Origin of the sequence: Burkholderia sp. Ax-1720, assembly GCF_011753035.1 — a bacterium.
Lineage (GTDB): Bacteria > Pseudomonadota > Gammaproteobacteria > Burkholderiales > Burkholderiaceae > Burkholderia > Burkholderia gladioli.
This window is the reverse complement of the sequence record NZ_VWWK01000041.1, coordinates 1-26,652: the sequence shown is the minus strand read 5'-3', so window position 1 is coordinate 26,652 and position 26,652 is coordinate 1. Positions and strand designations below refer to the sequence as shown.

The 26,652-nt window shown below is 66.9% G+C and carries 25 protein-coding genes, 1 tRNA gene and 1 pseudogene; 8 read left to right on the top strand and 19 right to left on the bottom strand.

Annotation, left to right across the window (positions count from 1 at the left end):
* Window positions 1-13: 13 nt before the first annotated feature.
* From pheS to F3J18_RS14980, 11 genes are all read right to left on the bottom strand, one after another.
* Window positions 14-1,027: a phenylalanine--tRNA ligase subunit alpha gene (pheS, locus tag F3J18_RS15030; protein WP_013697757.1), complete on the bottom strand. Its 1,014-nt coding sequence runs from the start codon at window positions 1,025-1,027 to the stop codon at window positions 14-16.
* Between the two features lie 148 nt (window positions 1,028-1,175).
* Window positions 1,176-1,535, bottom strand: a complete 360-nt coding sequence (gene rplT, locus F3J18_RS15025) for a 50S ribosomal protein L20 (protein ID WP_004192938.1) — start codon at window positions 1,533-1,535, stop codon at window positions 1,176-1,178.
* A gap of 29 nt (window positions 1,536-1,564) precedes the next feature.
* Window positions 1,565-1,762, bottom strand: a complete 198-nt coding sequence (gene rpmI / locus F3J18_RS15020; RefSeq protein WP_004191477.1) for a 50S ribosomal protein L35 — start codon at window positions 1,760-1,762, stop codon at window positions 1,565-1,567.
* Between the two features lie 188 nt (window positions 1,763-1,950).
* Window positions 1,951-2,475 (bottom strand): translation initiation factor IF-3, encoded by a 525-nt coding sequence (gene infC, locus F3J18_RS15015; protein WP_080562332.1) that lies wholly within the window; start codon window positions 2,473-2,475, stop codon window positions 1,951-1,953.
* Between the two features lie 49 nt (window positions 2,476-2,524).
* Window positions 2,525-4,432, bottom strand: a complete 1,908-nt coding sequence (thrS, locus tag F3J18_RS15010; RefSeq protein WP_013697755.1) for a threonine--tRNA ligase — start codon at window positions 4,430-4,432, stop codon at window positions 2,525-2,527.
* 250 nt (window positions 4,433-4,682) lie between these two features.
* Window positions 4,683-4,759 (bottom strand) — tRNA-Val (locus tag F3J18_RS15005).
* Window positions 4,760-4,852: 93 nt separating this feature from the next.
* Window positions 4,853-7,087, bottom strand: coding sequence for a bifunctional (p)ppGpp synthetase/guanosine-3',5'-bis(diphosphate) 3'-pyrophosphohydrolase (locus F3J18_RS15000; protein WP_025098699.1), 2,235 nt, complete (start codon window positions 7,085-7,087; stop codon window positions 4,853-4,855).
* 31 nt (window positions 7,088-7,118) lie between these two features.
* Window positions 7,119-7,472, bottom strand: coding sequence for a RidA family protein (locus tag F3J18_RS14995; RefSeq protein WP_025098700.1), 354 nt, complete (start codon window positions 7,470-7,472; stop codon window positions 7,119-7,121).
* Between the two features lie 81 nt (window positions 7,473-7,553).
* Window positions 7,554-8,453 (bottom strand): alpha/beta hydrolase, encoded by a 900-nt coding sequence (locus tag F3J18_RS14990; protein WP_166913218.1) that lies wholly within the window; start codon window positions 8,451-8,453, stop codon window positions 7,554-7,556.
* Window positions 8,454-8,715: 262 nt separating this feature from the next.
* The gene (locus F3J18_RS14985; RefSeq protein ID WP_047837208.1) at window positions 8,716-9,357 is read right to left on the bottom strand and encodes a CoA transferase subunit B; all 642 of its coding nucleotides are present in this window, start codon (window positions 9,355-9,357) and stop codon (window positions 8,716-8,718) included.
* A 1-nt stretch (window position 9,358) separates the two neighbouring features.
* A complete protein-coding gene (locus F3J18_RS14980; RefSeq protein ID WP_025098703.1) occupies window positions 9,359-10,063 on the bottom strand; it encodes a CoA transferase subunit A in 705 nt (234 codons plus the stop codon).
* Window positions 10,064-10,285: 222 nt separating this feature from the next.
* Between F3J18_RS14980 and F3J18_RS14975 the strand changes: the two genes are divergently transcribed.
* Window positions 10,286-10,831: a LuxR C-terminal-related transcriptional regulator gene (locus F3J18_RS14975; RefSeq protein WP_166913217.1), complete on the top strand. Its 546-nt coding sequence runs from the start codon at window positions 10,286-10,288 to the stop codon at window positions 10,829-10,831.
* Between the two features lie 61 nt (window positions 10,832-10,892).
* On the opposite strand, the gene F3J18_RS14970 is transcribed toward F3J18_RS14975, so the two are convergent.
* On the bottom strand, window positions 10,893-11,324 hold the full coding sequence (locus F3J18_RS14970) for a thioesterase family protein (protein WP_013697748.1): 432 nt from the start codon (window positions 11,322-11,324) through the stop codon (window positions 10,893-10,895).
* Between the two features lie 33 nt (window positions 11,325-11,357).
* Entirely contained in the window at window positions 11,358-12,134 is a 777-nt protein-coding gene (locus F3J18_RS14965) for an SDR family oxidoreductase (protein WP_025098705.1), read from the bottom strand.
* A gap of 169 nt (window positions 12,135-12,303) precedes the next feature.
* Here F3J18_RS14965 and F3J18_RS14960 point away from each other — a divergent pair, with 169 nt between their 5' ends.
* On the top strand, window positions 12,304-13,977 hold the full coding sequence (locus F3J18_RS14960) for an electron transfer flavoprotein-ubiquinone oxidoreductase (RefSeq protein ID WP_025098706.1): 1,674 nt from the start codon (window positions 12,304-12,306) through the stop codon (window positions 13,975-13,977).
* A 127-nt stretch (window positions 13,978-14,104) separates the two neighbouring features.
* Here F3J18_RS14960 and aroC read toward each other — a convergent pair whose 3' ends face one another.
* The 3 genes from aroC to F3J18_RS14945 all read right to left on the bottom strand — a co-directional run bounded on the left by aroC (window position 14,105) and on the right by F3J18_RS14945 (window position 17,957).
* Window positions 14,105-15,205: a chorismate synthase gene (gene aroC, locus F3J18_RS14955; protein WP_036051822.1), complete on the bottom strand. Its 1,101-nt coding sequence runs from the start codon at window positions 15,203-15,205 to the stop codon at window positions 14,105-14,107.
* 163 nt (window positions 15,206-15,368) lie between these two features.
* Window positions 15,369-17,303, bottom strand: a complete 1,935-nt coding sequence (locus tag F3J18_RS14950) for an MFS transporter (RefSeq protein ID WP_025098708.1) — start codon at window positions 17,301-17,303, stop codon at window positions 15,369-15,371.
* Between the two features lie 183 nt (window positions 17,304-17,486).
* Window positions 17,487-17,957, bottom strand: coding sequence for a CBS domain-containing protein (locus F3J18_RS14945; protein ID WP_013697743.1), 471 nt, complete (start codon window positions 17,955-17,957; stop codon window positions 17,487-17,489).
* A gap of 229 nt (window positions 17,958-18,186) precedes the next feature.
* On the opposite strand from F3J18_RS14945, the gene F3J18_RS14940 reads away from it, so the two are divergent.
* Window positions 18,187-18,507 carry an Mpo1-like protein gene (locus F3J18_RS14940; RefSeq protein ID WP_025098709.1) on the top strand — a complete coding sequence of 107 codons (321 nt, stop codon included), beginning with the start codon at window positions 18,187-18,189 and terminating at the stop codon, window positions 18,505-18,507.
* 119 nt (window positions 18,508-18,626) lie between these two features.
* Here F3J18_RS14940 and F3J18_RS14935 read toward each other — a convergent pair whose 3' ends face one another.
* A complete protein-coding gene (locus F3J18_RS14935) occupies window positions 18,627-19,940 on the bottom strand; it encodes a YihY family inner membrane protein (protein WP_166913216.1) in 1,314 nt (437 codons plus the stop codon).
* Between the two features lie 84 nt (window positions 19,941-20,024).
* Here F3J18_RS14935 and wrbA point away from each other — a divergent pair, with 84 nt between their 5' ends.
* The 4 genes from wrbA to F3J18_RS14915 all read left to right on the top strand — a co-directional run bounded on the left by wrbA (window position 20,025) and on the right by F3J18_RS14915 (window position 23,509).
* Window positions 20,025-20,633, top strand: coding sequence for an NAD(P)H:quinone oxidoreductase (gene wrbA / locus F3J18_RS14930; protein ID WP_036041330.1), 609 nt, complete (start codon window positions 20,025-20,027; stop codon window positions 20,631-20,633).
* Window positions 20,630-21,112: a DUF2069 domain-containing protein gene (locus F3J18_RS14925; protein ID WP_025098712.1), complete on the top strand. Its 483-nt coding sequence runs from the start codon at window positions 20,630-20,632 to the stop codon at window positions 21,110-21,112. The genes wrbA and F3J18_RS14925 overlap by 4 nt, the downstream gene beginning before the upstream one ends.
* Before the next feature lie 31 nt (window positions 21,113-21,143).
* Window positions 21,144-22,565: an FAD-binding oxidoreductase gene (locus tag F3J18_RS14920; RefSeq protein ID WP_025098713.1), complete on the top strand. Its 1,422-nt coding sequence runs from the start codon at window positions 21,144-21,146 to the stop codon at window positions 22,563-22,565.
* A 98-nt stretch (window positions 22,566-22,663) separates the two neighbouring features.
* Window positions 22,664-23,509 (top strand): metallophosphoesterase, encoded by an 846-nt coding sequence (locus F3J18_RS14915; protein WP_166913230.1) that lies wholly within the window; start codon window positions 22,664-22,666, stop codon window positions 23,507-23,509.
* 165 nt (window positions 23,510-23,674) lie between these two features.
* Here F3J18_RS14915 and F3J18_RS14910 read toward each other — a convergent pair whose 3' ends face one another.
* Window positions 23,675-23,839 carry a hypothetical protein gene (locus F3J18_RS14910; protein WP_166913215.1) on the bottom strand — a complete coding sequence of 55 codons (165 nt, stop codon included), beginning with the start codon at window positions 23,837-23,839 and terminating at the stop codon, window positions 23,675-23,677.
* A 150-nt stretch (window positions 23,840-23,989) separates the two neighbouring features.
* Entirely contained in the window at window positions 23,990-24,931 is a 942-nt protein-coding gene (locus tag F3J18_RS14905) for a LysR family transcriptional regulator (RefSeq protein ID WP_166913214.1), read from the bottom strand.
* A gap of 158 nt (window positions 24,932-25,089) precedes the next feature.
* Here F3J18_RS14905 and F3J18_RS14900 point away from each other — a divergent pair.
* A pseudogene (locus tag F3J18_RS14900) lies at window positions 25,090-26,523 on the top strand (efflux transporter outer membrane subunit); the annotation flags it as partial.
* Window positions 26,524-26,652: the final 129 nt, after the last annotated feature.

Here is a 26,652-nt window from a genome sequence, read left to right as displayed (position 1 = left end):
CCACGCGCCGGGCTCACGCGAACTGGCGAAGGAAGCGCAGATCGTTCTCGAAGAACAGGCGCAGGTCCTGCACGCCGTAGCGCAGCATCGTGAGACGCTCGAGGCCGCTGCCGAACGCGAAGCCGATATAGCGCTCCGGGTCCAGACCCATGTTGCGGATCACTGTCGGGTGCACCTGGCCGGAGCCCGAGATCTCGAGCCACCTGCCGGCGTTCTTGCCGTGCTCGAACATCATGTCGATCTCGGCCGAGGGCTCGGTGAACGGGAAATACGAGGGGCGGAAACGCACCAGGATGTCGTCGCGCTCGAAGAACTTCTTCAGGAAGTCGGTGTAGACGCCCTTGAGATCGGCGAAGCTGACGTTCTCCTCGATCCACAGGCCTTCGACCTGGTTGAACATCGGCGAATGGGTCGCATCGCTGTCGACGCGATAGGTGCGGCCCGGGGCGATCACCTTGATGGGCGGCTTGTTCATGCGCGCATAGCGCACCTGCATCGGGCTGGTGTGGGTGCGCAGCAGCAGCTGGCGCCCCTGCGCATCCTTGCCGTCGACGTAGAAGGTGTCCTGCATCGAACGCGCCGGATGATTCTCGGGGCTGTTCAGTGCGGTGAAGTTGTACCAGTCGGTTTCGATCTCGGGACCATCGGCGACATCGAAGCCGATCGAGCGGAAAATCTGTTCGACGCGTTCCCAGGTGCGCATCACCGGGTGCAGGCTGCCCGCACCGGCGCCGCGGCCCGGCAGCGTGACGTCGATCGCCTCGGAGGCGAGGCGCTGGTTGAGCAGCGCGTCGGCAAGCGCCTGGCGTCGCGCGGTGAGCGCGCCTTCCACTTGCTGCTTGGCGACATTGATGCGCGCGCCCTCGGTCTTGCGCGCTTCGGGATCGAGCTTGCCGAGCCCTTTCAACAGCTCGGTCAGCGCGCCCGACTTGCCGAGAAAGCGTGCCTTCTCGTTTTCGAGCGTGGTGATATCGGCAGCCTGTTCGAAGGCCTGCTTCGCGTCAGCGACAATCTGGTCCAGATCCATTGATCCCATCATTTCCAACGTCAATCGTTCTCGGCGAGCGAATCGCTCGATCCAACAAAAACGGGGCTCGGATGAGCCCCGTTTTCGCTGCAGCGGCCGTGACTACCGGATCCTCGCTGCAACTGACCACGCAGTGCTAATTTCGCAATTAGGCTGCAACGGCGGCTTTCACCTGCTTGACGATCGCGGCAAAAGCAGCCTTGTCGAACACCGCCATATCGGCCAGCACCTTACGGTCGAGTTCGATCGAAGCCTTCTTCAGGCCGTTGATGAACACGCTGTAGGTCATGTCGTGCTGACGGACTGCCGCATTGATACGCGTGATCCACAGTGCGCGGAACACACGCTTCTTGTTGCGACGGTCGCGATAAGCGTACTGACCGGCACGCATCACCGCCTGCTTGGCGATGCGGTAGACGTTATTGCGGCGACCGCGATAACCCTTGGCCAGGTTGATGATCTTCTTGTGACGGGCCCGCGCGGTTACCCCACGTTTGACTCGAGGCATGTTTCTCTCCTTGGAGTATCAGTTAGGGGTTACGCGAACGGGAGCATCGCGCGGACGGAGTTCAGATCGGAATCATGAACTGCCGTTGCGCCGCGCAGGTGACGCTTGTTCTTCGTGGTTTTCTTGGTCAGGATGTGACGCTTGAAGGCTTGACCGCGCTTGACGGTACCGCCCGGACGCACCACGAAGCGCTTCGCAGCGCTCTTCTTGGTCTTCATCTTAGGCATAACAACTCCAGTTTATTAGATGGAGGTGGGTGTGCGGCTGGCTTGCGCCCTGGCTCCGCCCTTTGAAACCCAGTCCACTTGTGTACGACGCGCACACTGCCCGCGCGCCGTCATGTTGGCGAGCCGCCCTGCCGGGCCACCCGCCGAACTTCGTGCTGGCCGCCGTGCCGGGCACGGCAGCCTCGCGATCACTTCTTCTTCTTCGGAGCGAGCACCATGATCATCTGGCGCCCTTCCATCTTCGGCATCTGCTCGACCTGGCCGAACTCGTCGAGATCGGTACGCAGGCGTTCCAGCATGCGCATACCGATTTCCTGGTGAGCCATTTCGCGGCCGCGGAAACGCAACGTGATCTTCGTCTTGTCGCCTTCCTCGAGGAAGCGCGTCAGGTTGCGAAGCTTGACGTTGTAGTCACCGTCGTCGGTACCCGGGCGGAACTTGACTTCCTTGACCTGGATGACCTTCTGTTTCAGCTTCGCCTCGTGCTGCTTCTTCGATTCCTGGTACTTGAACTTGCCGTAATCCATCAGACGGCAAACGGGGGGGACGGCCTGCGGCGCGATCTCCACCAGATCAACATCCAGCTCTTCCGACTTGCGGAAGGCATCGGCGAGTTTCACGATGCCGATGGGTTCCCCATCGACTCCGACCAGACGCACTTCCGGCGCATTGATTTCACCGTTGATGCGATGCGACGACTTATCAGTAGCGATGTTACGTTTCCTCTAAAAATTAAAAAAACGAGCCGCGCTGCCAGGGCGGTTACTTGAACGCCCGCAGATCCTGCTGCAGACGCTCAACGAAGGCTTCGACCGGCATTACGCCAAGATCGACGCCGCCACGGGCACGCACGGCTACCGTTTGTGCTTCACGCTCCTTGTCGCCTGCCACCAGCAGGTACGGCACTTTTTCGAGCGTGTGCTCGCGTATTTTATAGCTAATCTTCTCGTTGCGCAAATCGGCCTCAACCCTAAGCCCTTGTTTTTGCAACGATTGGCTCAGCGACCGTACATATTCGGCTTGATTTTCCGCAATATTCATCACCACGACCTGCACCGGAGCCAGCCAGGACGGCATCGCGCCGGCATGGTGCTCGATCAGGATCCCGAGGAAACGCTCCATCGAACCGACGATCGCCCGGTGCAGCATGACGGGCCGGCGGCGGCTGTTGTCCTCGGCGACATACTCGGCGCCGAGCCGCTCCGGCAGGACCATGTCCAGCTGCAGCGTGCCGCATTGCCAGGAGCGACCGAGCGCGTCCTTGATGTGGTACTCGATCTTCGGGCCGTAGAAAGCGCCCTCGCCCGGCAGTTCTTCCCATTCCAGACCGCAGGCGGTCAGCGCGTCGCGCAGGCCCTGCTCGGCACGGTCCCAGGTCTCGTCCGTGCCGGCGCGCTGGTCAGGGCGCAGCGACAGCTTGATCGAGATCTGATCGAACCCGAAATCCTTGTAGACGCTCATCGCGAGTTCGTTAAACGCGATCGACTCGGAGATGAACTGGTCCTCGGTACAGAAGATGTGCGCATCGTCCTGCACGAAGCCGCGCACGCGCATCAGGCCATGCAGCGCACCCGAGGCTTCGTTGCGGTGGCACGAGCCGAACTCGGCATAGCGCAGCGGCAGGTCGCGGTACGAGCGCAGGCCGTGGTTGAACACCTGGACGTGGCCCGGGCAGTTCATCGGCTTGATCGCGTAGTCGCGCTTCTCCGATTCGGTCGTGAACATGTTCTCGCGATAGTTCTGCCAGTGGCCCGAGGCCTCCCACAGCGAGCGATCCATGATCATCGGCGTCTTGATCTCGAGATAACCGGCCTCGTTCACGCGACGGCGCATGTACTGCTCGACCTGCTGCCAGAGCGTCCAGCCCTTCGGGTGCCAGAACACCATGCCCGGCGACTCCTCCTGCATGTGGAACAGGTCGAGCTGCTTGGCGAGCTTGCGGTGGTCGCGCTTTTCCGCTTCCTCGAGCATGTGCAGGTAGGCTTCCTGGTCTTCCTTCTTCGCCCAGGCCGTGCCGTAGATGCGCTGCAGTTGCTCGTTCTTCGAGTCGCCGCGCCAGTAGGCGCCCGCCACCTTCATCAGCTTGAAGACCTTGAGCTTGCCGGTGGACGGCACGTGCGGGCCGCGGCAGAGGTCAGTGAAGCCGCCATGCGAATAGAGCTTGATCTCGTCGCTCGACGGGATCGACTCGATGATCTCGGCCTTGTACTTCTCGCCGATGCCGCGGAAATACTCGGCCGCCTCCTCGCGCGACACCACGCGGCGCGAGACCGGCTCGTCCTTCTTGGCGAGTTCCTGCATGCGCTTCTCGATCTTCTCGAGATCCTCGGGCGTAAACGGCCGGCTGTAGGAGAAGTCGTAGTAGAAACCGTTGTCGATCACCGGCCCGATCGTGACCTGCGCCTCAGGGAACAGCTCCTTGACGGCATAGGCCAGCAGGTGGGCGGTCGAGTGGCGGATGATCTCGAGGCCGTCGGCGTCCTTGTCGGTCACGATCGCCAGCGACGCGTCGCGATCGATCAGCGCCGAGGTATCGACCAGTTCGCCGTCGAGCTTGCCGCCGAGCGCGGCCTTCGCGAGGCCGGGGCCGATCGATGCGGCCACTTCGGCGACTGTCACCGGATGCTCGTATTGTCGAACTGAGCCGTCGGGCAGGCGTATCGAAACCATGGCTATCTCCGTGTGATGCCGGTAGGGTGCGGCAGCAATGAGTTAAAAATCGACCAAAAAAAATGCGGCCCCGCTTTCGAGGGGCCGCATTCCGGTGCATCCAAACCACAGGCGAAAACGTTCCTCGACTAGCGCCGCTCCGAAATGCCTTCGGTCAACGTTCGCGGTGTCATAACCGTATTCGCCTTGTGCGTAGAGAAGTGTCTACCGCCACCCCAGCACATGAAACTTCGCTGGAGCCGATTGTCGTTGGTAGGCTCGATTGGATTCGAACCAACGACCCCCACCATGTCAAGGTGGTGCTCTAACCAACTGAGCTACGAGCCTGGAGAAACGAGATTATATGGACCTTTTTCCGGGCAGGCAAGCTTTTTGTGCAAAGCGGCAGACCAGCCACGCCGCCCCGCCTTCATGCCGCCCTCAGGTCTTGCGCGAGGCCCGCACCACGCCCGGCACCTCGCCGAGCAGCGTGCAGGCGCGCTGCACCTGCGCCGAATTCGAGACCTCGACGGTGAACTGCATGACCGCCGCATTGCGCCGGCTCTGCGTCTTCACGCCGATCACGTTCATCTTCTCGCGCGCGAACACTTCCGAGATGTCGCGCAGCAACCCCTGCCGATCGCTCGCGTCGATCATCAGATCGACCGGGTAGACCGAGGCGCCGCGCCCGCCCAGCACATCGGCCGACCAGGTGGTCTGCAGCACGCGCTCGGGCGCGCGCTCGGACATGCGGCGAAACGTCGCACAATCGCTGCGATGGATCGACATGCCCTTGCCGCGCGTGACGAAGCCGCTGATCGGATCGGGCGGCGCCGGCCGGCAGCAGCGCGCGAGCTGGGTCAGCAGCGCGTCGACGCCGACCACCAGCACGCCCGTCGAGGCACCGTGCGCCACGCTGGCGCCGCTGCTGCGCTTCTCGAACTGCTCGGGCACCTCGATCTCGGGCTCGGGCGGCGGCGCATCGGACAGCGCCTGCTCGATATTGCGCAGGCTGAACTCTTCCTTGCCGACCGCCGCGAACAGCTCCTCGGGCGCCTTGAACCCAAGCCGCGCGGCCAGGCTGTCGAGGCTCACCGAGGTCTTGCCCTCGCGCTGCAAGGTCTTTTCCACCTGCGCGCGGCCGCGCGTGATGATCTCCTGCTGGTCGATCAGGTTGAACCAGGCACGCACCTTCTGCCGCGCCCGGCCGCTCTGCAGGTAGCCGAGCTGCGGGTTCAACCAGTCGCGCGAGGGGCCGCCCTCCTTGACCGCGACGATCTCCACCGTCTGCCCGTTCGCCAGCGGCGTGTTGAGCGGCACCATCGCGCCGTCGACGCGCGCGCCGCGGCAGCGGTGCCCCAGCTCGCTGTGCAGGTGATAGGCGAAATCGACGGCCGTCGCGCCGTGCGGCAGCGCGATCACACGCGCCTGCGGCGTCAGCACGTAGATGTGGTCGTCATCGAGCGAGGTCTCGCGCAATTGCGCCCAGGCCTCGTTGCCGGCGCTCTCGGGCGAGCCGTCGGCGATCTCGTCCTTCCAGGCCAGCAACTGCCGCAGCCAGGCGATCTTCTCGTCGTACTTGTCGCTGGCCGAGAACTGGCCGCCGTAACCGCGCGTGCCGGCCTCCTTGTAGCGCCAGTGCGCGGCCACGCCGTACTCGGCGAAGCGATGCATCTCCTGGGTGCGGATCTGCACCTCGAAGGCACGACCGTCGTCGCCGATCACCACCGTATGCAGCGACTTGTAGCCGTTCGGCTTGGGGCGCGAGATGTAGTCGTCGAACTCGCGCGGCACCGGTTGCCAAAGATGATGGACGATGCCCAGCACCGCATAGCAATCCTTGATGTCGGGGACGATCACGCGAAACGCGCGCACGTCGTAGAGCTCGGAGAAATCGAGCTCCTTGCCGCGCATCTTGCGCCAGATGCTGTAGATGTGTTTCGGCCGGCCGCTGACTTCGGCCGGGATCTGCGCGGCGGCCAGCTCCTGCTCGAGCCGCGCGATCGCCTGCGTGACATAGGCTTCGCGCTCGACGCGCTTCTCGTCGAGCAGCTTGGCGATGCGCTTGTAGGTAACCGGATCCTCGAAGCGGAAGGCGAGATCCTCGAGCTCCCACTTCAGTTGCCAGATACCGAGCCGGTTGGCCAGCGGCGCGTAGATTTCGAGCGTCTCGCGCGCCACGTCGGGCGGCGGCTCGATCTTGGCGGCCGCGTAATAGCGCAGCGACTGCAGGCGCGAGGCGAGCCGGATCACCACCACCCGGATGTCCTGGGCGAAGGCCAGCAGCATCTTGCGCAGCGCCTCGATCTGCGCGCGGCGCTCGGCCTGCGCGTCGCGATTGCCCTCGGGCACCTGCTTGGCGGCCATCAGGCTGACCGTGCCGAGTCGCAGCAGCTTGCGCACGTCGGCCACCAGCCGGGCGACCTCCTCGCCGAAACGCTGCGCGATCTCGGTTTCGGGATCGCTCAGGTGCGGCGTCAGCGCGAACAGCGCGGCGGCGCGCACCGCCTGCGGATCGACGTTGAGCGTGCGCATCAGCGCCACCGTGCCGGCCGCGTGATCGACGAGCCGCTCGCCCGAGGACAGGCAGGCCTCGCCCGCGTGCTCGCGCACGAAGGCGAGCACGTCCTCGAACTCGGGCGACGCGGTGGCCGCGGAAACGGAATCGAGATTCATCGACGGACCGGCAGGAAAATCACGAAACGATTCAGCTCTTCTGCGCGGCGACCACTACCACCTCGACCAGGCAGGCCGGGTTCGCGAGCTTGGCCTCGACGGTCGCGCGCGGCGGCGTGGCGCCCTGCACCACCCAGCCTTCCCAGACTTCGTTCATGGCCGGGAAATTGGCCATGTCGGTGATGTAGATCTGCACCGACAGCAGGTTGGCCTTGTCGCTGTTCACTTCGGCCAGCAGGCGGTCGATATGGCCCAGCACTTCCTGCGTCTGGCCCTTGATGTCCTGGTTCGTGTCCTCGGCGATCTGGCCGGCGAGATAGACGGTGCCGTTGTAGACCGCGGTTTCGGAAAGACGGGGACCGACGTGGTGACGGATGACTGCCATGGAAATTCCCGGAAAGTGATGAAGGAAGGCGGCCGGCGCCTCGGGCGGGATTCGCCCGGGGCGCTGCGGCCGAACTGCATATTATGACGCGTCCTGGTCGAAAAAACGGCAGGCGATCGTAATCTGTGCCGAATCGAGGAAGGCCGGCGCGTGGCCGACGCCGGGAATCTCGACGCTCGACACGGCCTGGCCGCGCGCCCTCATGTCCTCGACGGTCCGTGCCGAGAGCAGGTCCGATTCGGCACCGCGCACCACCAGCACCGGCCCGGCGAAGGCCTCGAACGAGCGCCACAGCACCGCCTCGCCGGCCGCCGCCTGCTCCGGCGTGGTGGCGCGGAACGGCTCGGCGATACGCGGGTCGTAGCGCACACGCCAGCCGCCCTGTTCGGCATCCGGGCGCAGCAGCGGCGCATTGATCTCGCGCCATTCCTCTCCCGACAGCGGCCCGAACGAGGCCGCCAGCGAAGCCAGATGGTCGATGCCGGCCTGCTCCGATTCGAAATGGACGTCCTTGCCCAGGTACTCGCCGATCCGTGTCAGCGAGTCGGGCTCGATGCGCGGGCCGACGTCGTTGATCAGCATGCGCGCGATCGGCGTGCCGGGAAGCCCGCCGAGCAGCATGCCGATCAGGCCGCCCATCGAGGTGCCGAACCAGTCCACCCGCTCGACATCGAGCCGCGCGATCAGGGTGACCATGTCGGCCACGTATTGCGGCAGGCCATAGAGGCGCGGATCGGCCAGCCAGCCCGAGCGCCCGCGGCCCGCCACGTCGGGGCAGACCACGCGATAGCGATCCGCAAGCGCCAGCGCGAGCCGGTCGAAATCGCGACCGGAACGCGTCAGTCCATGCACGCAGACCAGCACGCGCGGGTTGTCGGGATCGCCCCATTCGGTATAGGCGAGCCGGTGCAGGCCCGCCGGGCTCGCGCATTGCAGGTGGCGCTCGCGCGGCGTGGCGGAAGGCGGAAGGGAATCGGGCATCGACGCGTCCTCGCGTTGGGCCGGCCGGGCCGGCGGACCGGCGGGCCCGGAACGGCCCGCGCGCAGACCGGGTCGATTCTAAACCGCTTCGATCGCGGCTTGCGCCCGGAACCGGGCGCGGCCTCGGTGACGGCGGCGAGCACATACGGCACGCAACACACAAGGCCAACCCAAACAAAACGCCCCGCGTCGAACCGATCGCGGGGCGTTGCTCACCGGCATGCGTCGCCGGGCGGCGACACCGGAACGACCTCGATTTCGCTCAGGACACCGCGCTGACGTCCAGCGGCGCGCCCGTCTTGGCCTTGATCTCGTCGACGCTCACGCCCTCGGCCAGCTCGACCAGCTTGAGGCCGGCCTCGGTCACCTCGATCACGCCGAGATCGGTGATGATGATGTCCACCACGCCCACGCCCGTGAGCGGCAGGTTGCACTCCTCGAGGATCTTGTGCTGGTCGCCCTTCGCGACGTGCTCCATCAGCACCACCACGCGCTTGACGCCGGCCACCAGGTCCATCGCGCCGCCCATGCCCTTGATCATCTTGCCGGGGATCATCCAGTTCGCCAGGTCGCCGTTCTTGCTGACCTGCATCGCGCCGAGGATCGCCAGGTTGATGTGGCCGCCGCGGATCATCGCGAACGAATCGGCCGAGGAGAAGATCGAGGAGCCCGGCAGGGTCGTCACGGTCTGCTTGCCGGCATTGATCAGGTCCGCGTCGATTTCCTCCTCGGTCGGCGAGGGGCCGATGCCGAGCAGGCCGTTCTCCGATTGCAGCCAGACCTCGACGCCGGCCGGTACATGGTTGGCCACCAGGGTCGGCAGGCCGATGCCGAGGTTCACGTAGAAGCCGTCCTGCAGTTCCTTCGCCGCGCGCGCGGCCATCTGGTCACGATTCCAAGCCATGTCAGTCTCCTTTTGCGCGCACCACGCGTTGTTCGATGCGTTTTTCCGGCGTCGCGTTCAGCACCAGGCGCTGCACGAAGATCCCCGGCGTATGGATGTGATCCGGATCGAGCTCGCCGTTCTCGACGATCTCCTCGACTTCCGCCACCGTGATGCGCCCCGCCATCGCGCACATCGGGTTGAAGTTGCGCGCGGTGCGGCGATAGATCAGGTTGCCGGACTTGTCGGCCTTCCAGGCCTTGACCAGGGCGACGTCGGCCGTCAGCGAGGGTTCCAGCACGTAGTGCTTGTCGCCGAACTGGCGCGTTTCCTTGCCCTCGGCGATCACGGTGCCGAAGCCGGTATTGGTGAAGAAGGCCGGGATCCCGGCGCCGCCGGCGCGCAGCTTCTCGGCCAGGGTGCCCTGCGGCGTGAATTCCAGCTCGAGCTCGCCGGCCAGGTACTGGCGCTCGAACTCCTTGTTCTCGCCCACGTAGGACGAGATCATCTTGCGGATCTGCCGCGTCTCGAGCAGCAGGCCGAGGCCGAAGCCGTCGACGCCGGCGTTGTTGCTGATGCAGGTGATGCCGTTCACGCCGCTGTCACGCAGCGCGGCGATCAGCGCCTCGGGGATGCCGCACAGGCCGAAGCCGCCGACCGCGAAGGTCTGGCCGTCCGCGACGATGCCCTCGAGCGCGGCAGCCGCGCCTGGGTAGATCTTGTTCATGTTTCTGTCCCTTCCTCTATGGAAACCAGCCGAACCGGTTCGCGATGCGCGACGAACCCGCCGCATCATTCTAGACAGGCCTCGATGACCCTGCCTTGAAGGCCGGCCACCGGGGGAGTCACTGCTGGAAAGGGTACGATGGCCGGCCGATGCGGCACAATACGCAAAAATACATAAGCGTTCGCCGCAGGCGCGGGGAACGCGCCCGACCACTTCCGCCCGATGCCCGAACTCGACTACCAGACCGCCTTCCATCTCGCCCCGATCGGGCTCGTGCTGTCGCGCGACCGCGTGATCGAGGACTGCAACGACGCGCTGGCCACCATGTTCCGCTGCCAGCGCGCCGACCTGATCGGCCAGTCGTATCGCGTGCTCTACCCCTCGCCGGACGAATTCCAGCGCATCGGCGAGCGGATCACCAAGGTGATGGGCGCGACCGGCAGCTATGCCGACGATCGCATCATGAAGCGCGCCGACGGCGACCTGTTCTGGTGCCACGTGACCGGGCGCGCGCTGGACCGCGCCGCGCCGCTGGCCGACGGCATCTGGACCTTCGAGGATCTGAGCGCGACGCGCCGGGTGGCCGTCGAGCTCACGCCGCGCGAACGCGAGATCGCCGCGCAACTGGCCACCGGCAAGACCAGCAAGCAGATCGGCCGGGTGCTGGAGATCAGCTCGCGCACGGTCGACATCTACCGGGCGCGGCTGATGCGCAAGTACGGAACGGGAAACACCGCCGAGCTGATGCAGCGCCTGCTCGGCCAGTGAGGCCGCGGCCGGCGTGCCGCATCGGGCACGCCGGCCGCGGCGCGAAGGAAGGAACGCCGGCTTACGCGACGCGCTGGCGCAGCGCCGATTCGATGGTCTCGCGCAGCAGCTCCGGCAGCGGCGTGGACTTGCCCAGCGCGTAGTCGACCCACACGCAGCGCGCGTTGCCGCGCGCGTAGAGCTGGCTGGGATCGTCGGCGCGGCTCAGCTCGAAGCCGGTGTCGAAGCTGCTGCGGCCGGGCTTGGCGGCCGTCATCCGCGCGATCACGTCGCCCGGGTAGTGCAGCTGCTTGAGGAACTCCATCGAGGCGGTGACGATCACCGGCCCCTGCCCCTCGCCATTGCCGCCCGCGATGCCCAACTGCTCGAACCAGGAGATCCGGGCCTGCTCCATGTAGCGGAAATAGACCGTGTTGTTGACATGGCCGAACGCGTCCATGTCACCCCAGCGGATCGGCATCGACATTTCGAAAACGGGTACGTACTCGCTCATCTCACTGCTTCCCACGACAGACAAACAACCGCTTCATGCGAGCCCGAATCCGTCGTCGGCCGAGATGATCGAGCCGTTGACGAACTGCGACTCGTCGGCCGCCAGCAGCAAGAGCAGGCCGTCGAGATCCTGCGGTTTGCCGACCCGGCGCCGCGGCAGCATCGACTGCAGCTTCTGGCCCTGCTCGGTATCCCACAGGTAATGATTGATTTCGGTATCGATGTAGCCCGGGCAGATGGCGTTCACGTTGATGCCGTGGCGCCCCCATTCGTTGGCCATGGCGCGCGTCATGTGCACCACCGCGGCCTTGCTCATCGAGTACAGGCCGATCTGCGGCAGCACGCGCAGGCCCGCCACCGAGGCGATGTTGATGATCCGGTACGGCGGCTTGCCGTGGCCATTGCCGCGCATCATCATGCGCTTGGCCACTTCCTGGGCCACGAAGAACGCGCCGCGCGTGTTGGTATCGAACACGTAGCCGAAATCCTCGGGCGTCACGTCGACCAGCTTCTGCATGGTCGAGACGCCGGAATTGTTGACCAGGATGTCGATCGTGCCGGCTTCCGTCTCGGCATGCGCGACCGCCGCGCGAATGCTCTGATGATCGGTCACGTCGAGCGAGACCACGTGCGCCGCGCCGCCCGCCGCCTCGATCTGGGCGCGTAATTCCTTCAAGCGCTCGACCCGGCGGCTGGCGAGCACGATCTTCGCCCCCGCTTCCGACAACACCTGCGCGAAACGCTGGCCCAGGCCGCTGGACGCGCCCGTCACCATCGCCACCTTGCCTTCCAGATTGATCGAACGACCCATCACTGCTCCTTGCTGGATGGCCCGGCACGCAGCTTGCTGCCGGGCGTGAACCTTATCATATAAATAGAACGATCGTGCTAATCTAGCCGCATTCTGTTGCGGCAACCGTTTTATTTGGCCGACAATACGCTCCCAATTAAAAAGCATTCTAACGGTTAGAGGAACGCCAATGACCCCCGCAAGCCTCATCGAGCAATACGGTCCACGAGAATCGATGGAATACGACGTCGTGATCGTCGGCGGCGGCCCGGCCGGGCTGTCGGCGGCGATCCGCCTGAAGCAGCTGGCGGCCGGCAAAGGCGGCGAGATCAACGTCTGCGTGCTCGAGAAGGGCTCGGAAATCGGCGCCCATATCCTGTCGGGCGCCGTGATGGACCCGCGCGCGATCGGCGAACTGTTCCCCGACTGGAAGGAAAAGGGCGCGCCGCTCAACGTCGAGGTGAGCGAGGACCGCTTCCTGTTCCTCTCGGAGAGCGGCGCCAAGTCGGTGCCGAACTGGGCCCTGCCCGACAATTTCAAGAACCACGGCAACTACGTGATCAGCCTGGGCAACGTCACGCGCTGGCTCGGCCAGCAGGCCGAGGCGCTGGGCGTCGAGATCTTCCCGGGCTTCCCCGCCGCGGAGATCCTCTATCACGAGGACGGCTCGGTGAAGGGCGTGGCGACCGGCAATCTCGGCGTCGGCAAGGACGGCGAGCCGACCGAGAACTTCCAGCTCGGCATGGAGCTGCATGCCAAGTACACGCTGTTCGCCGAGGGCTGCCGCGGCCATCTGGGCCGCCAGCTGATCGACCGGTTCCGGCTCGACGCGAACAGCGACCCGCAAGCCTACGGGATCGGCATCAAGGAGCTGTGGGAGATCGACCCGGCCAAGCACAAGCCGGGCCTGGTGATCCACACCGCCGGCTGGCCGCTCGCCTCGGACACCTACGGCGGCTCCTTCCTGTATCACATGGACAACAACCAGGTGGTGGTCGGTTTCGTGGTCGGGCTCGGCTACAGCAACCCCTACCTGTCGCCGTTCGAGGAATTCCAGCGCTACAAGACGCACCCGGAAATCCGCAAGTTCCTGGAAGGCGGCAAGCGCGTGTCCTACGGCGCGCGCGCGATCACCGCGGGCGGGCTGGTGTCGCTGCCCAAGACGGTGTTCCCGGGCGGCGCGCTGATCGGCGACGACGCGGGCTTCCTGAACGCCTCGCGCATCAAGGGCAGCCACGCGGCGATCAAGACCGGCATGCTGGCGGCCGACGCGGCCTTCGAGGCGGTCCAGGCGGGCCGCGAGCGCGACGAACTGGTGGCCTACCCGGAAGCCTTCAAGCAATCCTGGCTGCACACCGAGCTCTACAAGGCGCGCAACTTCAAGCAATGGATGGCCAAGGGGCTCTACCTGGGCACGCTGATGGTCGGCCTCGAGCAGAAGGTGCTGGGCGGCAACGTGCCCTGGACCCTGCATCACCAGCACGCCGACCACGAGATGCTGAAACCGGCCTCGCAGTGCACGCCGATCAGCTACCCGAAGCCCGACGGCAAGCTGACCTTCGACCGGCTCTCCTCGGTGTTCATCTCGAACACCAACCACGAGGAGAACCAGCCGGCCCACCTGACGCTGAAGGACGCCAGCGTGCCGGTCAACGTGAACCTGCACACCTATGCCGGGCCCGAGGCGCGCTTCTGCCCGGCCGCCGTCTACGAGTTCACCAAGAACGACGACGGCAGCGACCGCCTGGTGATCAACGCGCAGAACTGCGTGCACTGCAAGACCTGCGACATCAAGGATCCGACGCAGAACATCGTGTGGGTCACGCCGGAAGGCGGCGGCGGCCCGAACTACCCGAACATGTAAGCGGATCGGCCGGCCTCGGCACCGGCCGCAAGCGAAAAGGGCATCGCGAAGCGAATCGCGATGCCCTTTTTTCATGGTCGCCGGTGCCGGGCGCCCTGCCCGGCGCGGGCCCTGGTGTATTGCGCCGTTACGGCGCTTCCGGCGCGATCCTCGGCGTCTCGGTGACGACGTCGCCGCATTGCGCGCGATGGCGCAGCGCGTGATCGATCAGCACCAGCGCCAGCATCGATTCGGCGATCGGCGTGGCGCGAATACCCACGCAGGGGTCGTGCCGGCCGAAGGTCTCGACCACGGCCGGCTCGCCGGCCTTGGTGATCGAGCGGCGCGGCGTGCGAATGCTGGAAGTCGGCTTGATGGCGATCGATACGGTCAGGTCCTGGCCGGTCGAGATGCCGCCGAGGATGCCGCCCGCGTGATTGCCGACGAAACCCTGCGGGGTCAGCTCGTCGCCGTGCTCCGAGCCGCGCTGGGCGACGCTGGCGAAGCCGGCGCCGATCTCCACGCCCTTCACCGCGTTGATGGCCATCATGGCGTGCGCGATATCGGCGTCGAGGCGGTCGTAGAGCGGCTCGCCCCAGCCCACCGGCACGCCCGAGGCGACCACGTCGATGCGCGCGCCGATCGAGTCGCCATCCTTGCGCAGCGCGTCCATGTAGTCCTCGAGCTGCGGGACGATCTCGGCGTTCGGCGCGAAGAACGGGTTCTCGCGCACATGCGACCAGTCGACGAACGGCACCTCGATCGCGCCGAGCGCGCTCATGTAGCCGCGCACCTCGATGCCGAAGCGCTCGCGCAGCCACTTCTTCGCCACCGCACCCGCGCCGACGATCGGCGCGGTCAGGCGCGCCGAGGAACGGCCGCCGCCGCGATAGTCGCGGATGCCGTATTTCTGCCAGTAGGTGTAGTCGGCGTGGCCGGGGCGGAAGGTCTCGACGATATTGCCGTAGTCCTTGCTGCGCTGGTCGGTGTTGCGGATCAGCAGCGCGATCGGGGTGCCGGTGGTGCGCCCCTCGAACACGCCCGAGAGGATCTCGACCGCATCCGGCTCCTGGCGCTGCGTGACGTGACGCGAGGTGCCCGGCTTGCGGCGATCGAGTTCGAGCTGGATGTCGGCTTCCGTCAGCTCCATTCCCGGCGGGCAGCCGTCGATCACGCAGCCGATCGCGGGACCGTGCGATTCGCCGAAGGTCGTGACAGTGAAAAGCTTGCCGAGGGTATTGCCGGACATGGGGAGCCGTTCCAGAGAAAAAGTCGGGGAAACCGCTATTATGCCAGCCGCTCCGGCCATCGCGGGAGGCGCGCCGCGCCGGGGACGGCCGCGCGACCGGCCCCGCTTTCATGAAGCTTTCGCCCGCGACGACTCGGGCCGGCACGCAAGGCCCTGCCCCACCTTACTTGCGCGCGCCGCGCAGCTCGCTCACCGCCTGCTGCAGCATGTCGGGCGTGGCCGCCGAAGCCGCGATCGGCTCGCCGACCGCCAGCGTCAGCCGGCTCATCGCACCCTTGCGCATCGGCCTCGGCCAGCGCGCATCGCCATGGCGCGAGAACCAGCTGCCCCACAGTCCGCGCAATGCCATCGGCACCACGGGCGCCTCGACGCGGCGCAGGATCTCGCTCACGCCGTGATGGAAGGTGTTGATGTCGCCGGTCTTGGTCAGCTTGCCCTCGGGGAAGATGCAGACCAGCTCGCCCTCCTTCAGCGCGGCCTCGCAAGCCGCGTAGGCTCGCTCCAGCATGGCCGGATCCTCGTGGCGCGGCGCGATCGGGATCGCCTTGGCGTGGCGGAACGCCCAGCTCGCGAAGCGCGTGCGGAAGATCCGGTGATCCATCACGAAGCGGATCGGCCGCGGGCTGGCCGCGGCGATCACCAGCGCGTCGACATAGCTGACGTGGTTGCAGACCAGCACCGCCCCGGTGGTTTCGGGAATCCGCTCGGCATGCACCAGCCGGATCCGGTAGAAGGTATGCACCAGCACCCAGGCCACGAAGCGCAGCAGGAATTCGGGCACCAGCGAGTAGATATAGGTGGCGACCAGCACGTTGAGCAGGCCGGTGACCAGGAACAGGCCCGGGATGCCGACGCCGGCGTGGGTCAGCGCCATCGCCATCAGCGCCGAGACCACCATGAACAGCGAATTGAGGATGTTGTTGGCGGCGATGATCCGCGCGCGGTGGGTCGGCGCGCTGCGGCTCTGGATCAGCGCATAGAGCGGCACGCTGTAGAAACCGCCGAACATCGCGAGCAGGAACAGGTCGGCCAGCACCCGCCAGTGGGCGGCCTGGCCGAGGAATTCGCCGACGCTGAGCAGGTGCGTCTGGGCCGGCAGCGCGTGGCTGGCGAAATACAGGTCGATCGCGAACACGCTGATGCCGATCGAGCCGAGCGGCACCAGGCCGATCTCGACGCGCCGCCGCGAGAGCCGCTCGCAGAGGATCGAGCCCAGGCCGATGCCGATCGAGAAGGTAGCCAGCAGCACCGTCACCACGTCGGGATTGGCCGACAGCACGTCCTTGGCGAAGCCGAAGAACGAGGTCAGGAAGGTCGCGCCGACGAACCACAGCCAGGAGATGCCCAGCAGGCTCAGGAACACGGTGCGGTTCTGCCCGGCCAGCTTCAGGTTGCGCCAGGTTTCGGAAACCGGGTTCCAGTTGATCTTCAGCTCGGGCTGCGGCGCCGGCGTGTGCGGCACGCCCGAGGCCACGCCCCGCCCGATCACCGCGATCAGCACGCAGCTCCCCGCCAGCAGCAGCTCGCCGCGCCCGTCGATGCCGGCCGCCGCGCCGCCGATGATGGTGCCGATCAGGATCGCGATGAAGGTGCCCATCTCGACCAGCCCGTTGCCGCCCACCAGCTCCTGGTCGCTCAGGTGCTGCGGCAGGTAGGAATACTTGACCGGGCCGAACAGCGTCGAATGCATGCCCATCATGAAGGTGCAGAGATAGAGCAGCGCCGCGGTATGGGTCACGAAGCCGGCCGCGCCCACCAGCATCAGCGCGATCTCGAAGCTCTTCACGAAGCGCGTGAGCCGCGCCTTGTCGTACTTGTCGGCGATCTGGCCCGAGGTGGCCGAGAACAGCATGAAGGGCAGGATGAACACCGCCGAGATCAGGAAGGCCGCCGTCTTCGGGTCGACGCCGCTGAATTTCGCGCTCTGGTAGGTGATCAGGGAGGTGAAGCCGATCTTGAAGACGTTGTCGTTCAGCGCGCCGAAGAACTGCGTGGCGAAGAATGGCGCGAAGCGCCGCTGACGAAGCAGATCGAACTGCGAGGTGTGGGCGTGGCGTTCGTTGCGCCGTTCGGTATTGGTGTGTGTTGAATCGCTCATGCGCTCGGGGCGCGCGGCTGCGACGCCGCACGCGCGGTCAGTGTCGGATCGAAAACGGCCGGCACGCTCGCGCATACCGGCCGTGGAAGGATGCGCGGCTCGCCAGCGCACCGGGAATGTCGGCGCCGCGCGGTTCGCCGCGGCGGCTTGCGGCGAACGCCATCGCGCCGCCGATGATTCAGTTCAGCTCGCCACCGGCTTGTGGTGGACCTCGCCGTCCGGCTCGGGCGGCCAGTCGCGGATATAGGCCTTGAGCATGCGATTCTCGAAGCTCTGCGCTTCCACCACCGTCTTGGCGACGTCGTAGAACGAGATCACGCCCATCAGCACGCGCTTCTCGAGCACCGGCATGTAGCGCGCGTGACGCTCGAGCATCATCCGTCGCACCTCGTTGACGTCCGTTTCCGGCGTGCAGGTGAGCGGATCGTCCATGACCTTGCGGACCTGCACGTCGCCGATCGCGCCGCCGTTTTCCTTCAGCCGCAGGATGATCTCGCGGAAGGTCAGGATGCCGACCAGGTCGCCATACTCCATCACGACCAGCGAGCCGATATCGCGCTCGGCCATCGTGTCGACTGCCTCGCGCAGCGGCATATCGGGCGTCACCGTGTACAGCGTGTTGCCCTTGACTTTCAGAATATCGCTGACGCGCATTCTTGCCCCCAAAAACTGGATGGTACTTAACCGGCTTCCGATGCTAGCGGAAAGCCCATCAAAAGGAAAGCGCGCGGCCCGCCGCACAAGCCGCCACGGGCGATGCGCCAGGTGGGACAGTTCGCGCGGCGGCGGGTTCGGGCGATGCCGCGGCCGGTTGCGGACTGGCGGCCCTCGCCGCACAATGAAGCCTGCGTCGCGACGGGCATGCCGCCCGCGGGAGACAGCCATGAGCCAGACCGCCCAGGGCGAACATTTCGCCAATTTCGCGCAGTTCTACCCGTTCTACCTCAACGAACACCGCAACCTGGTTTCCCGCCGCCTGCATTTCGTCGGCTCGCTGGGCGTGATCGGCTGCCTCGCGATGGCCGTGGCGACCGGCCATTGGGGCTGGCTGCCCGCCGCCGTCGTCTGCGGCTACGGCTTCGCCTGGGTCGGCCACTTCTTCTTCGAGAAGAATCGCCCGGCCACCTTCCGGCACCCGATCTACAGCCTGATGGGCGACTGGGTGATGTTCAAGGACATCTGCCTGGGTCGAATCTCCTTGTAAGGTCCGCGCCTCGGTCGGGTGCGGCACCGGCGGTCGATCGCGGGCCGTGTGCATTTCCCGCGGCGCCGAACCGCCGCGACGGCCGCCAGCCGCAAACCCGGACAGCTTTCAGGCCCCGCTCAGGCCGTTTTCGGCGGCGCCGCGGCCGCGGCGCCGGCCTGCTCGCCGCGCTCCTCCGCCAGTGCCTCGCCGCGCTTCACCAGCAACTGCGCCAGCGTCGCCCCCAGCCGCTCGCCCGTGAGCGCCGCCACCAGCCGCTCGCCGTCGATCGAGGGCCGGCCGCGCTGCACCTGGTACAGCAGCTCGTCGCGATCGACCACGAAGGCGTCGAACAATTGCGACACCGTCAAACGCTCGGGATTGGCCAGCAGCACGTAGCGCGACACGGCAATGTCGCCGCCCTCCAGCCGCGCGACCCACTCTCGATCCTCCATCGCCGCCAGCAAGCGCTGCGCGGTTTCCATGCCGCAGCGCACCATCACGGCCAGGCGCGCGGCCGAATGGCCCGGCTTGCCGGCCTCCTGCGCGTCGGCCAGGCGCGCCAGCAGGGCCAGCGCGTCGAGCAGGTCGCTGCCCGGATAGGCGACCCGGTGGAACTGCCCGATCCGGATCACCGGCAGCGCCGAGGCCACCATCGCCCCCGCCAGCGTGATCAGCCAGCTCAGGTACATCCACAGCAGGAACAGCGGCACCGCCGCGAAGGCGCCATAGACGGCCGTGTACGTCGGGATGCGCCGCACGTAATAACCGAAGCCGCGCTTGGCCAGCTCGAAGGCGATCGCCGCGCAGATCCCGCCCACCACGGCATCGCGCCAGGCCACCGTGCAATTCGGCAGATAGACATACAGCAGGGTGAAGGCCAGCACCGTCAGCGGCAGCGAGGCGGCCGTCAGCAGCCATTCGACCGAGGTGGTCGCGGCCGGCGTGCCGGCGATCGCCAGCGACTTGGTGAACAGGTAGGAGGAGATCGACAGGCTGATGCCGAACAGCAGCGGCGCCAGCGTGATGAAGGCCCAGTAGGCCAGCACGCGCTGCGCGAAGGGCCGTGACTTCCTCACGCGCCAGATCACGTTGAAGGCCGACTCGATGGTCATCATCGTCATCACCGAGGTGACCACCAGCACGATCAGGCCGGCCGTCGTCAGGCCCTTGGCCTTGGCCGAGAACTGGTTCAGGTACTTGAAGATCTGGTTGTTGATCTGGGCCGGCATCAGGTGGTCGGCCAGGAAGCCCTGCAGCGAGGACTGGAACGAGGAGAACATCGGGAAGGCCGTGAACAGCGCGAAGGCGACCGTCACCAGCGGCACCACCGCGAGGATCGTGGTGAAGGTCAGGCTGCCCGCGACCTGCGGAATACGGTCCTCGGCACCGCGCTTCGCGGCGAATCGGGCAAGACGCCGGATCGTGACCAGATCAACACTCAGCTTCGGCAACGGCTTTCTCCTTCGGGCTGCAGGCGTGCCGCCACGCGTCGCGGCGGTCGCACCCCCTATAATAGCCGCTCACTCAAGAGGCTTATGAAAGACATCCTGGTGCTCTACTACAGCCGCCACGGTGCGACGCGCGAGCTGGCCCTGGCGATCGCCGCCGGCATCGACGCGGTGCCCGGCGCGCAGGCGCGGATCCGCACCGTGCCGCCCGTGTCCACCGTCTGCGAGGCGACGTCGCCCGAGATTCCGTCCGACGGCCCGCCCTACGCGGAGCTGCGCGACCTGGAGGAATGCGCGGGCCTGGCGCTCGGCTCGCCGACCCGCTTCGGCAACATGGCCGCGCCGCTCAAGTATTTCCTCGACGGCACCACGCCGCAATGGCTGTCGGGCGCGCTGGCCGGCAAGCCCGGTTGCGTGTTCACCTCCACCGGCAGCCTGCACGGCGGCCAGGAATCGACCTTGCTGTCGATGATGCTGCCGCTGCTGCACCACGGCATGCTGATCGTCGGCATCCCCTATACCGAAAGCGCGCTGACCACCACCGACGGCGGCGGCACCCCCTACGGCGCCTCGCATCACGCGCGCAGCGGCGCGCCGGCCTCGCGCCAGGGTATCTCGGCCGACGAGAAGACGCTGGCCGTCGCGCTCGGCAACCGGCTGGCACGCGCCGCGCTGCGCCTGGCCGATCCGCAATGAGCGCCCCGGCCGCCGCCCGCCCCGCTTTCGCGTTGGCCGCGGCCGGCTGCCTGGTCGCGCTGATCGCGCTGTCGATCGCCTGGGAGCTGTGGCTCGCGCCGCTGCGCCCCGGCGGCTCGGCCCTGATGCTCAAGGCGGTGCCGCTCGCGCTGATGCTGCCGGGCGTGTGGCGGCGCAGCGTGTACACGCTGCAATGGGCGTCGATGCTGATCCTGCTCTATGTCGCCGAGGGCGTGGTGCGCGGCATGACCGACGGTGGATTGTCGGCGCGGCTCGGCTGGCTGGAGCTGCTGCTGGCGGCCGGCTTCTTCGCGGCCGCGCTGGCCTATGTGGCGCCCTTCAAGCGCGCGGCGAAGCAAGCGGCCAGACAGAACGCGACATCCGCCGAAGCGCCGGCTGGAGCTACCCGCCCCAAGGCCGGCGCAAGGCCTGCCCAGGCAGGCGACAATACAAAATCCGCGCGGCGCCGCCGCCCCTGATGCCGCGCCCTTCCCCTTCGAGACTCCCGCGATGACCACCTCCTCCGCCTTCCTCGATGCCTGCCGCGCCGCGATCGGCGCGGACCACGTGCTGAGCGACGCGCACGACACGGCGCCGTTCCTGACCGACTGGCGCAAGCGCTACCGCGGCACGGCCTGCGCGGTGCTGCGCCCCGGCAGCACCGACGAGGTGGCGGCGATCGTGAAACTGGCCGCCGAGCACCGCGTCGCGATCGTGCCGCAGGGCGGCAACACCGGCCTGGCCGGCGGCGCCACGCCCGACGACAGCGGCACCCAGGCGGTGCTGAGCCTGGCGCGCCTGAATCGCGTGCGCGAGCTCGATGCGCACAACAACACCATCACGGTGGAGGCCGGCGTGATCCTCGCCGAGGTGCAGGCGCGCGCGCAGGAAGCCGGGCGCCTGTTCGCGCTGAGCCTGGCCGCCGAAGGCAGCTGCACGATCGGCGGCAATCTCTCGACCAATGCCGGCGGCACCGCCGTGCTGCGCTACGGCAACACGCGCGAGCTGTGCCTGGGCCTGGAAGTGGTCACGCCGCAGGGCGAGATCTGGCACGGCCTGCGCGGCCTGCGCAAGGACAACACCGGCTACGACCTGCGCGATCTCTACATCGGCGCCGAGGGCACGCTGGGCATCATCACCGCCGCCGTGATGAAGCTGCATCCGCGCCCGGCCGCCCAGGTCACGGCGCTCGCCGCGCTCGAATCGCCGCATGCCGCGCTCGACTTCCTGGCACTGGCCCAGCGTTGCGCCGGCCCGCTGCTGACCGGCTTCGAGCTGATGTCCGATTTCTGCATGCGGCTGGTCGGCAAGCATTATCCGCAGTTGCGCTACCCGTTCTCGACCACCCATGCGCAGACGGTCCTGCTCGAGCTGTCCGACAACGAGAGCGAGGAACACGCGCGCGCGCTGTTCGAATCGATGATGGCCGAGGCCTTCGACGCGGGGCTGGTGGTCGATGCGGTGGTGGCGGAAAACCTGGCGCAGTCGCGCGCGTTCTGGGACCTGCGCGAGCACATCCCGCTCGCGCAGGCCGACGAGGGGCTCAACATCAAGCACGACATCGCCGTGCCGATCTCCTCGATCGCGCGCTTCATCGACGAAACCGACGCGGCGATCCAGCAGGTCGCCCCGGGCGCGCGGATGGTCACCTTCGGCCACCTCGGCGACGGCAACCTGCACTACAACGTGCAGACGCCCGAGGGCGGCGACCCGAAGGCTTTCCTGGCCGAGTTCCAGAAGCCGATCAATCGCGTCGTCTACGACAACGTGCATCGTCACCACGGCACGATCAGCGCCGAGCACGGCATCGGGCAGTTGAAGATCGATGACGCGCAGCGCTACAAGTCGCCGGTCGAGATCGAGCTGATGAAGACGCTCAAGCGCGCGCTCGATCCGCACCAGTTGCTGAACCCGGGCAAGGTGCTGCGCTGACCCGGCAGGCGGCGGCGCGGCTCGTGCAGCCGGACGCGCCCCGCCCTGCCGCCCCCTCCCCCTCGATACCGCGACCGTCACCAGGAGCCCCCATGTCGATCCGCGTGCGCGTGCTGTCCGACCTCCATCTCGAAGGCAATACCCCCGAGGCGATCCCGGGCGCGGCGGCCGACCTGGTGGTGCTGGCCGGCGATATCCACAATCACGCGGAAGGCCTGCGCTGGGCCGCCGAAACCTTCGACGCCGAGGTGCCGGTGATCTACGTGCCCGGCAACCACGAGTATTACGACGGCGATTTCGGCGCGCTCGAGGCCGCGATGCGCGACACGGCGCGCACGCTCGACCAGGTCCATTACCTCAATCGCGGCGTCTACCACGCGCCGGATGGACGCTTTCGCGTGCTCGGCACCACGCTCTGGACCGATTTCGAGCTATATGGCGCCGACCAGGCGCGCCGCGCCGAGGCGATGACCGCCTGCGCCCGCGCGATGTTCGATTTCAACGGCGCGATCCAGGTGGACTGGGCACCGGGCAACGGCGCCGGCGAGGCAGGCGGCGCCCTCGCGACGCAAGCCTCGCGGGCGCTGACGCCCGCCGACACGCTGGACCTGCATCGCGCCTCGCGTGCCTGGCTGGCGGCGGAACTGGCCCGGCCCTGGGCCGGCGCGACCATCGTCGTCACCCATCACGCGCCCCATCGCGCCAGCCTGGCCGAGCGCTACGCGAACGAAATCGTCTCGGCCGGCTTCATTTCCGACCTGGAAAGGCTGGTCGCGCCGCCCGTCGATCTGTGGATCCACGGCCACACGCATACGTCCTTCGACTACACGGCGGCGAGCGGCACGCGCGTGGTCTGCAATCCGCGCGGCTATATCCGGCGCAGGACGGGCGAGCGCGAGAATCCGGCCTTTGCCTGGGACAAGGTGGTAACGCTGGCAGCCTGAGGGACGAAGCCGCGCCGTAAACGACAAACGGGCGTGCGAGAAGCACGCCCGTCTTTCCAATCCGGCAGGACCCTGCCGCCGCGATGCCGCTCAGGCCGGCCAACTTCCCGGGCCGCCCGCCGCCGTCACAGCCTGAAACATCTTCGAACCGGTACCGCGCCCGGCTCAGTCGCGCGACGATCGGCGCGCATCGAAGCGCTGCGCATCACGACGCACCCGAATCGGCACCAACTGGCGCTGCATCCGTTCGCGCAGCAGATCGCGCGCCGCCACGATACCTGCCCAGCCGATCACGGCCGCGAGACCCAACATCACCCAGTGCGCGTTCATTGCCTTTCTCCGTCAGTCAGTGCGTCGATTCGATGACTCAACAGTAGCAAACCCCGCGCGTTTCAAGCGTAAAAAAATGTTGCCTCACTGCAAAGAAACGTCAGGCCGCCGTTCAGGCGTGCCCGAGCGGTTTTCGATGCTCCCCTCTATTCAGGTTTCGTGGGTGAATTGCTCGAGCGCGGTGATGTCGGCCTCGAGCGTGGCAGGCAGCGATTCGCGCATGAAATCCACCCAGGTGCGGATCTTGGCGTCGAGATACTGGCGTGAGGGATAAAGCGCGTAGATATTCATCACGTGCGAGCGGTATTCGGGCATCACGCGCACGAAGTCGCCATTGCGCAGGCCGGTGATCGCCGTATAGAGCGGCAGCACCCCGACGCCCATGCCCTCGCGGATCGCCACCGCCAGCGCCTCGGCGACATTCACGCTGAACGGCGGCGAGGCCACCGACAGGGTTTCGTCGCCCTCGGGCCCGAGCAGGGTCCATTCGTCCCACTGGAAACCGGGCGCCACCATGCCCAGGCAGGTATGGGCGTCGAGATCGCTCGGCCGGCACGGCACGCCGTGCCGCTCCAGGTAATCGCGCGAGGCGCAGACCACGCTGAAGGTCTCGCCGAGCCGCTGCGACACCAGCCCCGAATCGGGCAGCTCGCGGCCGACCACGATCGACACGTCGAAACCCTCGTCGAGCAGGTCGGGCAGCCGCTGCGCCAGCGTCAGGTCCACCTGCACGTCCGGGTAGCGCTGCCGGTAGCGCGCCGCGAGCGGCACCGTGTAGTGCTGGCCCATGCTGGTCATGCAATGCACCTTGAGCTTGCCCGAGGGCCGCGCATGCGCGTCGCTGGCCTCGGCCTCGGCCTGGTCGACATAGGCCAGGATCTGCTCGCAGCGCTGCAGGTAGCGCTCGCCGGCCTCGGTCAGCGCGATGCGCCGCGTGGTGCGGTTCAGGAGGCGCGTGCGCAGGTGCGCTTCCAGGTCCGATACCGCCCGCGAGGCGTAGGCGGTCGTCGAATTGAGCTGCTGGGCGGCCGCGGTGAAACTGCCCGCATCGACCACGCGCATGAACACACGCATGTTCTGAAGCGTATCCATACTGATTCCCCCTTCAATGCGGGCAGATTGTTGCACAGAGCCGCGGCAATATTATCTCAAGATACGTAAAGATTCCTTGCACCCTTACCGGCTTATCCATCAATAAGCGAAAAAATATAATCGCTTCCGAATCATCTTTATCCGAACGGGAGAAAATCGTGCAGTCTCCGGTAACAAAAGGGACGCTCGCACTTGCGGTTCTTGCATTCTCATTAACAATGGCCGGATGCGCGAGCATGGGCAATGTTGCACCGCAAGCAACGCGCGTCGACCCCGCCACGCTGGACGCGGGCGCCGCGATCCGCGCGGCCAACCGCGACGCGGGCTGGCCCAGCGCCGACTGGTGGCGCGCCTACGGCGACCCGCAGCTCGACGGCTGGATCGCGGCCGCCCAGGCCGGCAATCCGTCGCTGGCCGCCGCGCAGGCGCGCGTGCGCCAGGCGCAGGCGGTGGCGCGCATCGCGCACGCCGACGAACTCCCGCAGCTCGACGGCGAACTGGCCCTGCAGCGCAAGCACTGGCCCGACGACTATTTCTACGGCCCCGGCACGCTCGCCAACACCAATAGCTGGAACAACACCGGCACGCTGAACCTGTCCTACCACCTCGATCTCTGGGGCAAGGACAAGAACAATGCCGAGCGCGCGCTCGATTCGGCCCGCGCCCAGGCCGCCGACGAACGCGCGGCGCGCCTCGAGCTGGAGGTCAACGTGGTGCGCGCCTATATCGACTTCGCGAAGAATTTCGCCCTGCTCGACATCGCGCAGCAGACCTACGACCGCCAGAACGAGCTGATCCAGCTCGCGCAGAAGCGCCTGCGCGCCGGCATCGGCACCCAGCTCGAACTGAGCCAGGCCGAGTCGCCCTTGCCCGACTATTCGCGCCAGATCGACAGCTACCAGGAGGCGGTGCAGCTCGGCCGCCACCAGCTCGCTGCCCTGGCCGGCAAGGGCCCCGGCGCCGGCGACACCTTGACGCGCCCCAAGCTCGCGCTCGATACCCCGGCCAGCCTGCCCTCCGCGCTGCCCGCCGAACTGATCGGCCGGCGCCCCGACGTGGTGGCCGCGCGCTGGCTGGTCGACGCGCAGGCACGCGGCATCGACGTGGCCAAGGCTCAGTTCTACCCGAATGTCGACCTGCTTGCCTCGCTGGGCGGTTTCGGCGTCGGCTCGGCCTTCGCCGGCTTCCTGCGCTCGATGAACGGCGGCTGGTCGGCAGGGCCCGCCATCACGCTGCCGATCTTCGAGGGCGGGCGCCTGCGCGCGCAGCTCGGCGCCGCCTCGGCCGGCTACGACGAGGCCGTCGACCAGTACAACCAGACGCTGGTCTCGGCGCTCAAGGATATCGCCGACGACGTGGTGCGGATCCGCTCGCTCGACACGCAGCGCGAGGACGCCGCCCGCTCGGTGGCCCTCACGCGCCGCACCTTCGATCTCTCGCACCAGGGCTTCAAGCGCGGGCTGACCGACTACGTGAACGTGCTGGTGGCGCAGTCGCAACTGCTGCGCGCGCAAGAAAGCCAGACCCGCATCGAGGCCGAGCGGCTCACCGCGCACGCCTCGCTGATGGCCGCGCTCGGCGGCGGGCTCGAAGCATCCGAGGAACGCGCCGCCGTTGGCGTGGATCACCTGGCCGGTCATGTACCGGGCCTTGTCGCTGCACAGGAAGCCCACCAGCGCCGCCACCTCCTCGGGCGCGCCGCGCCGCCCGACCAGGGTCTT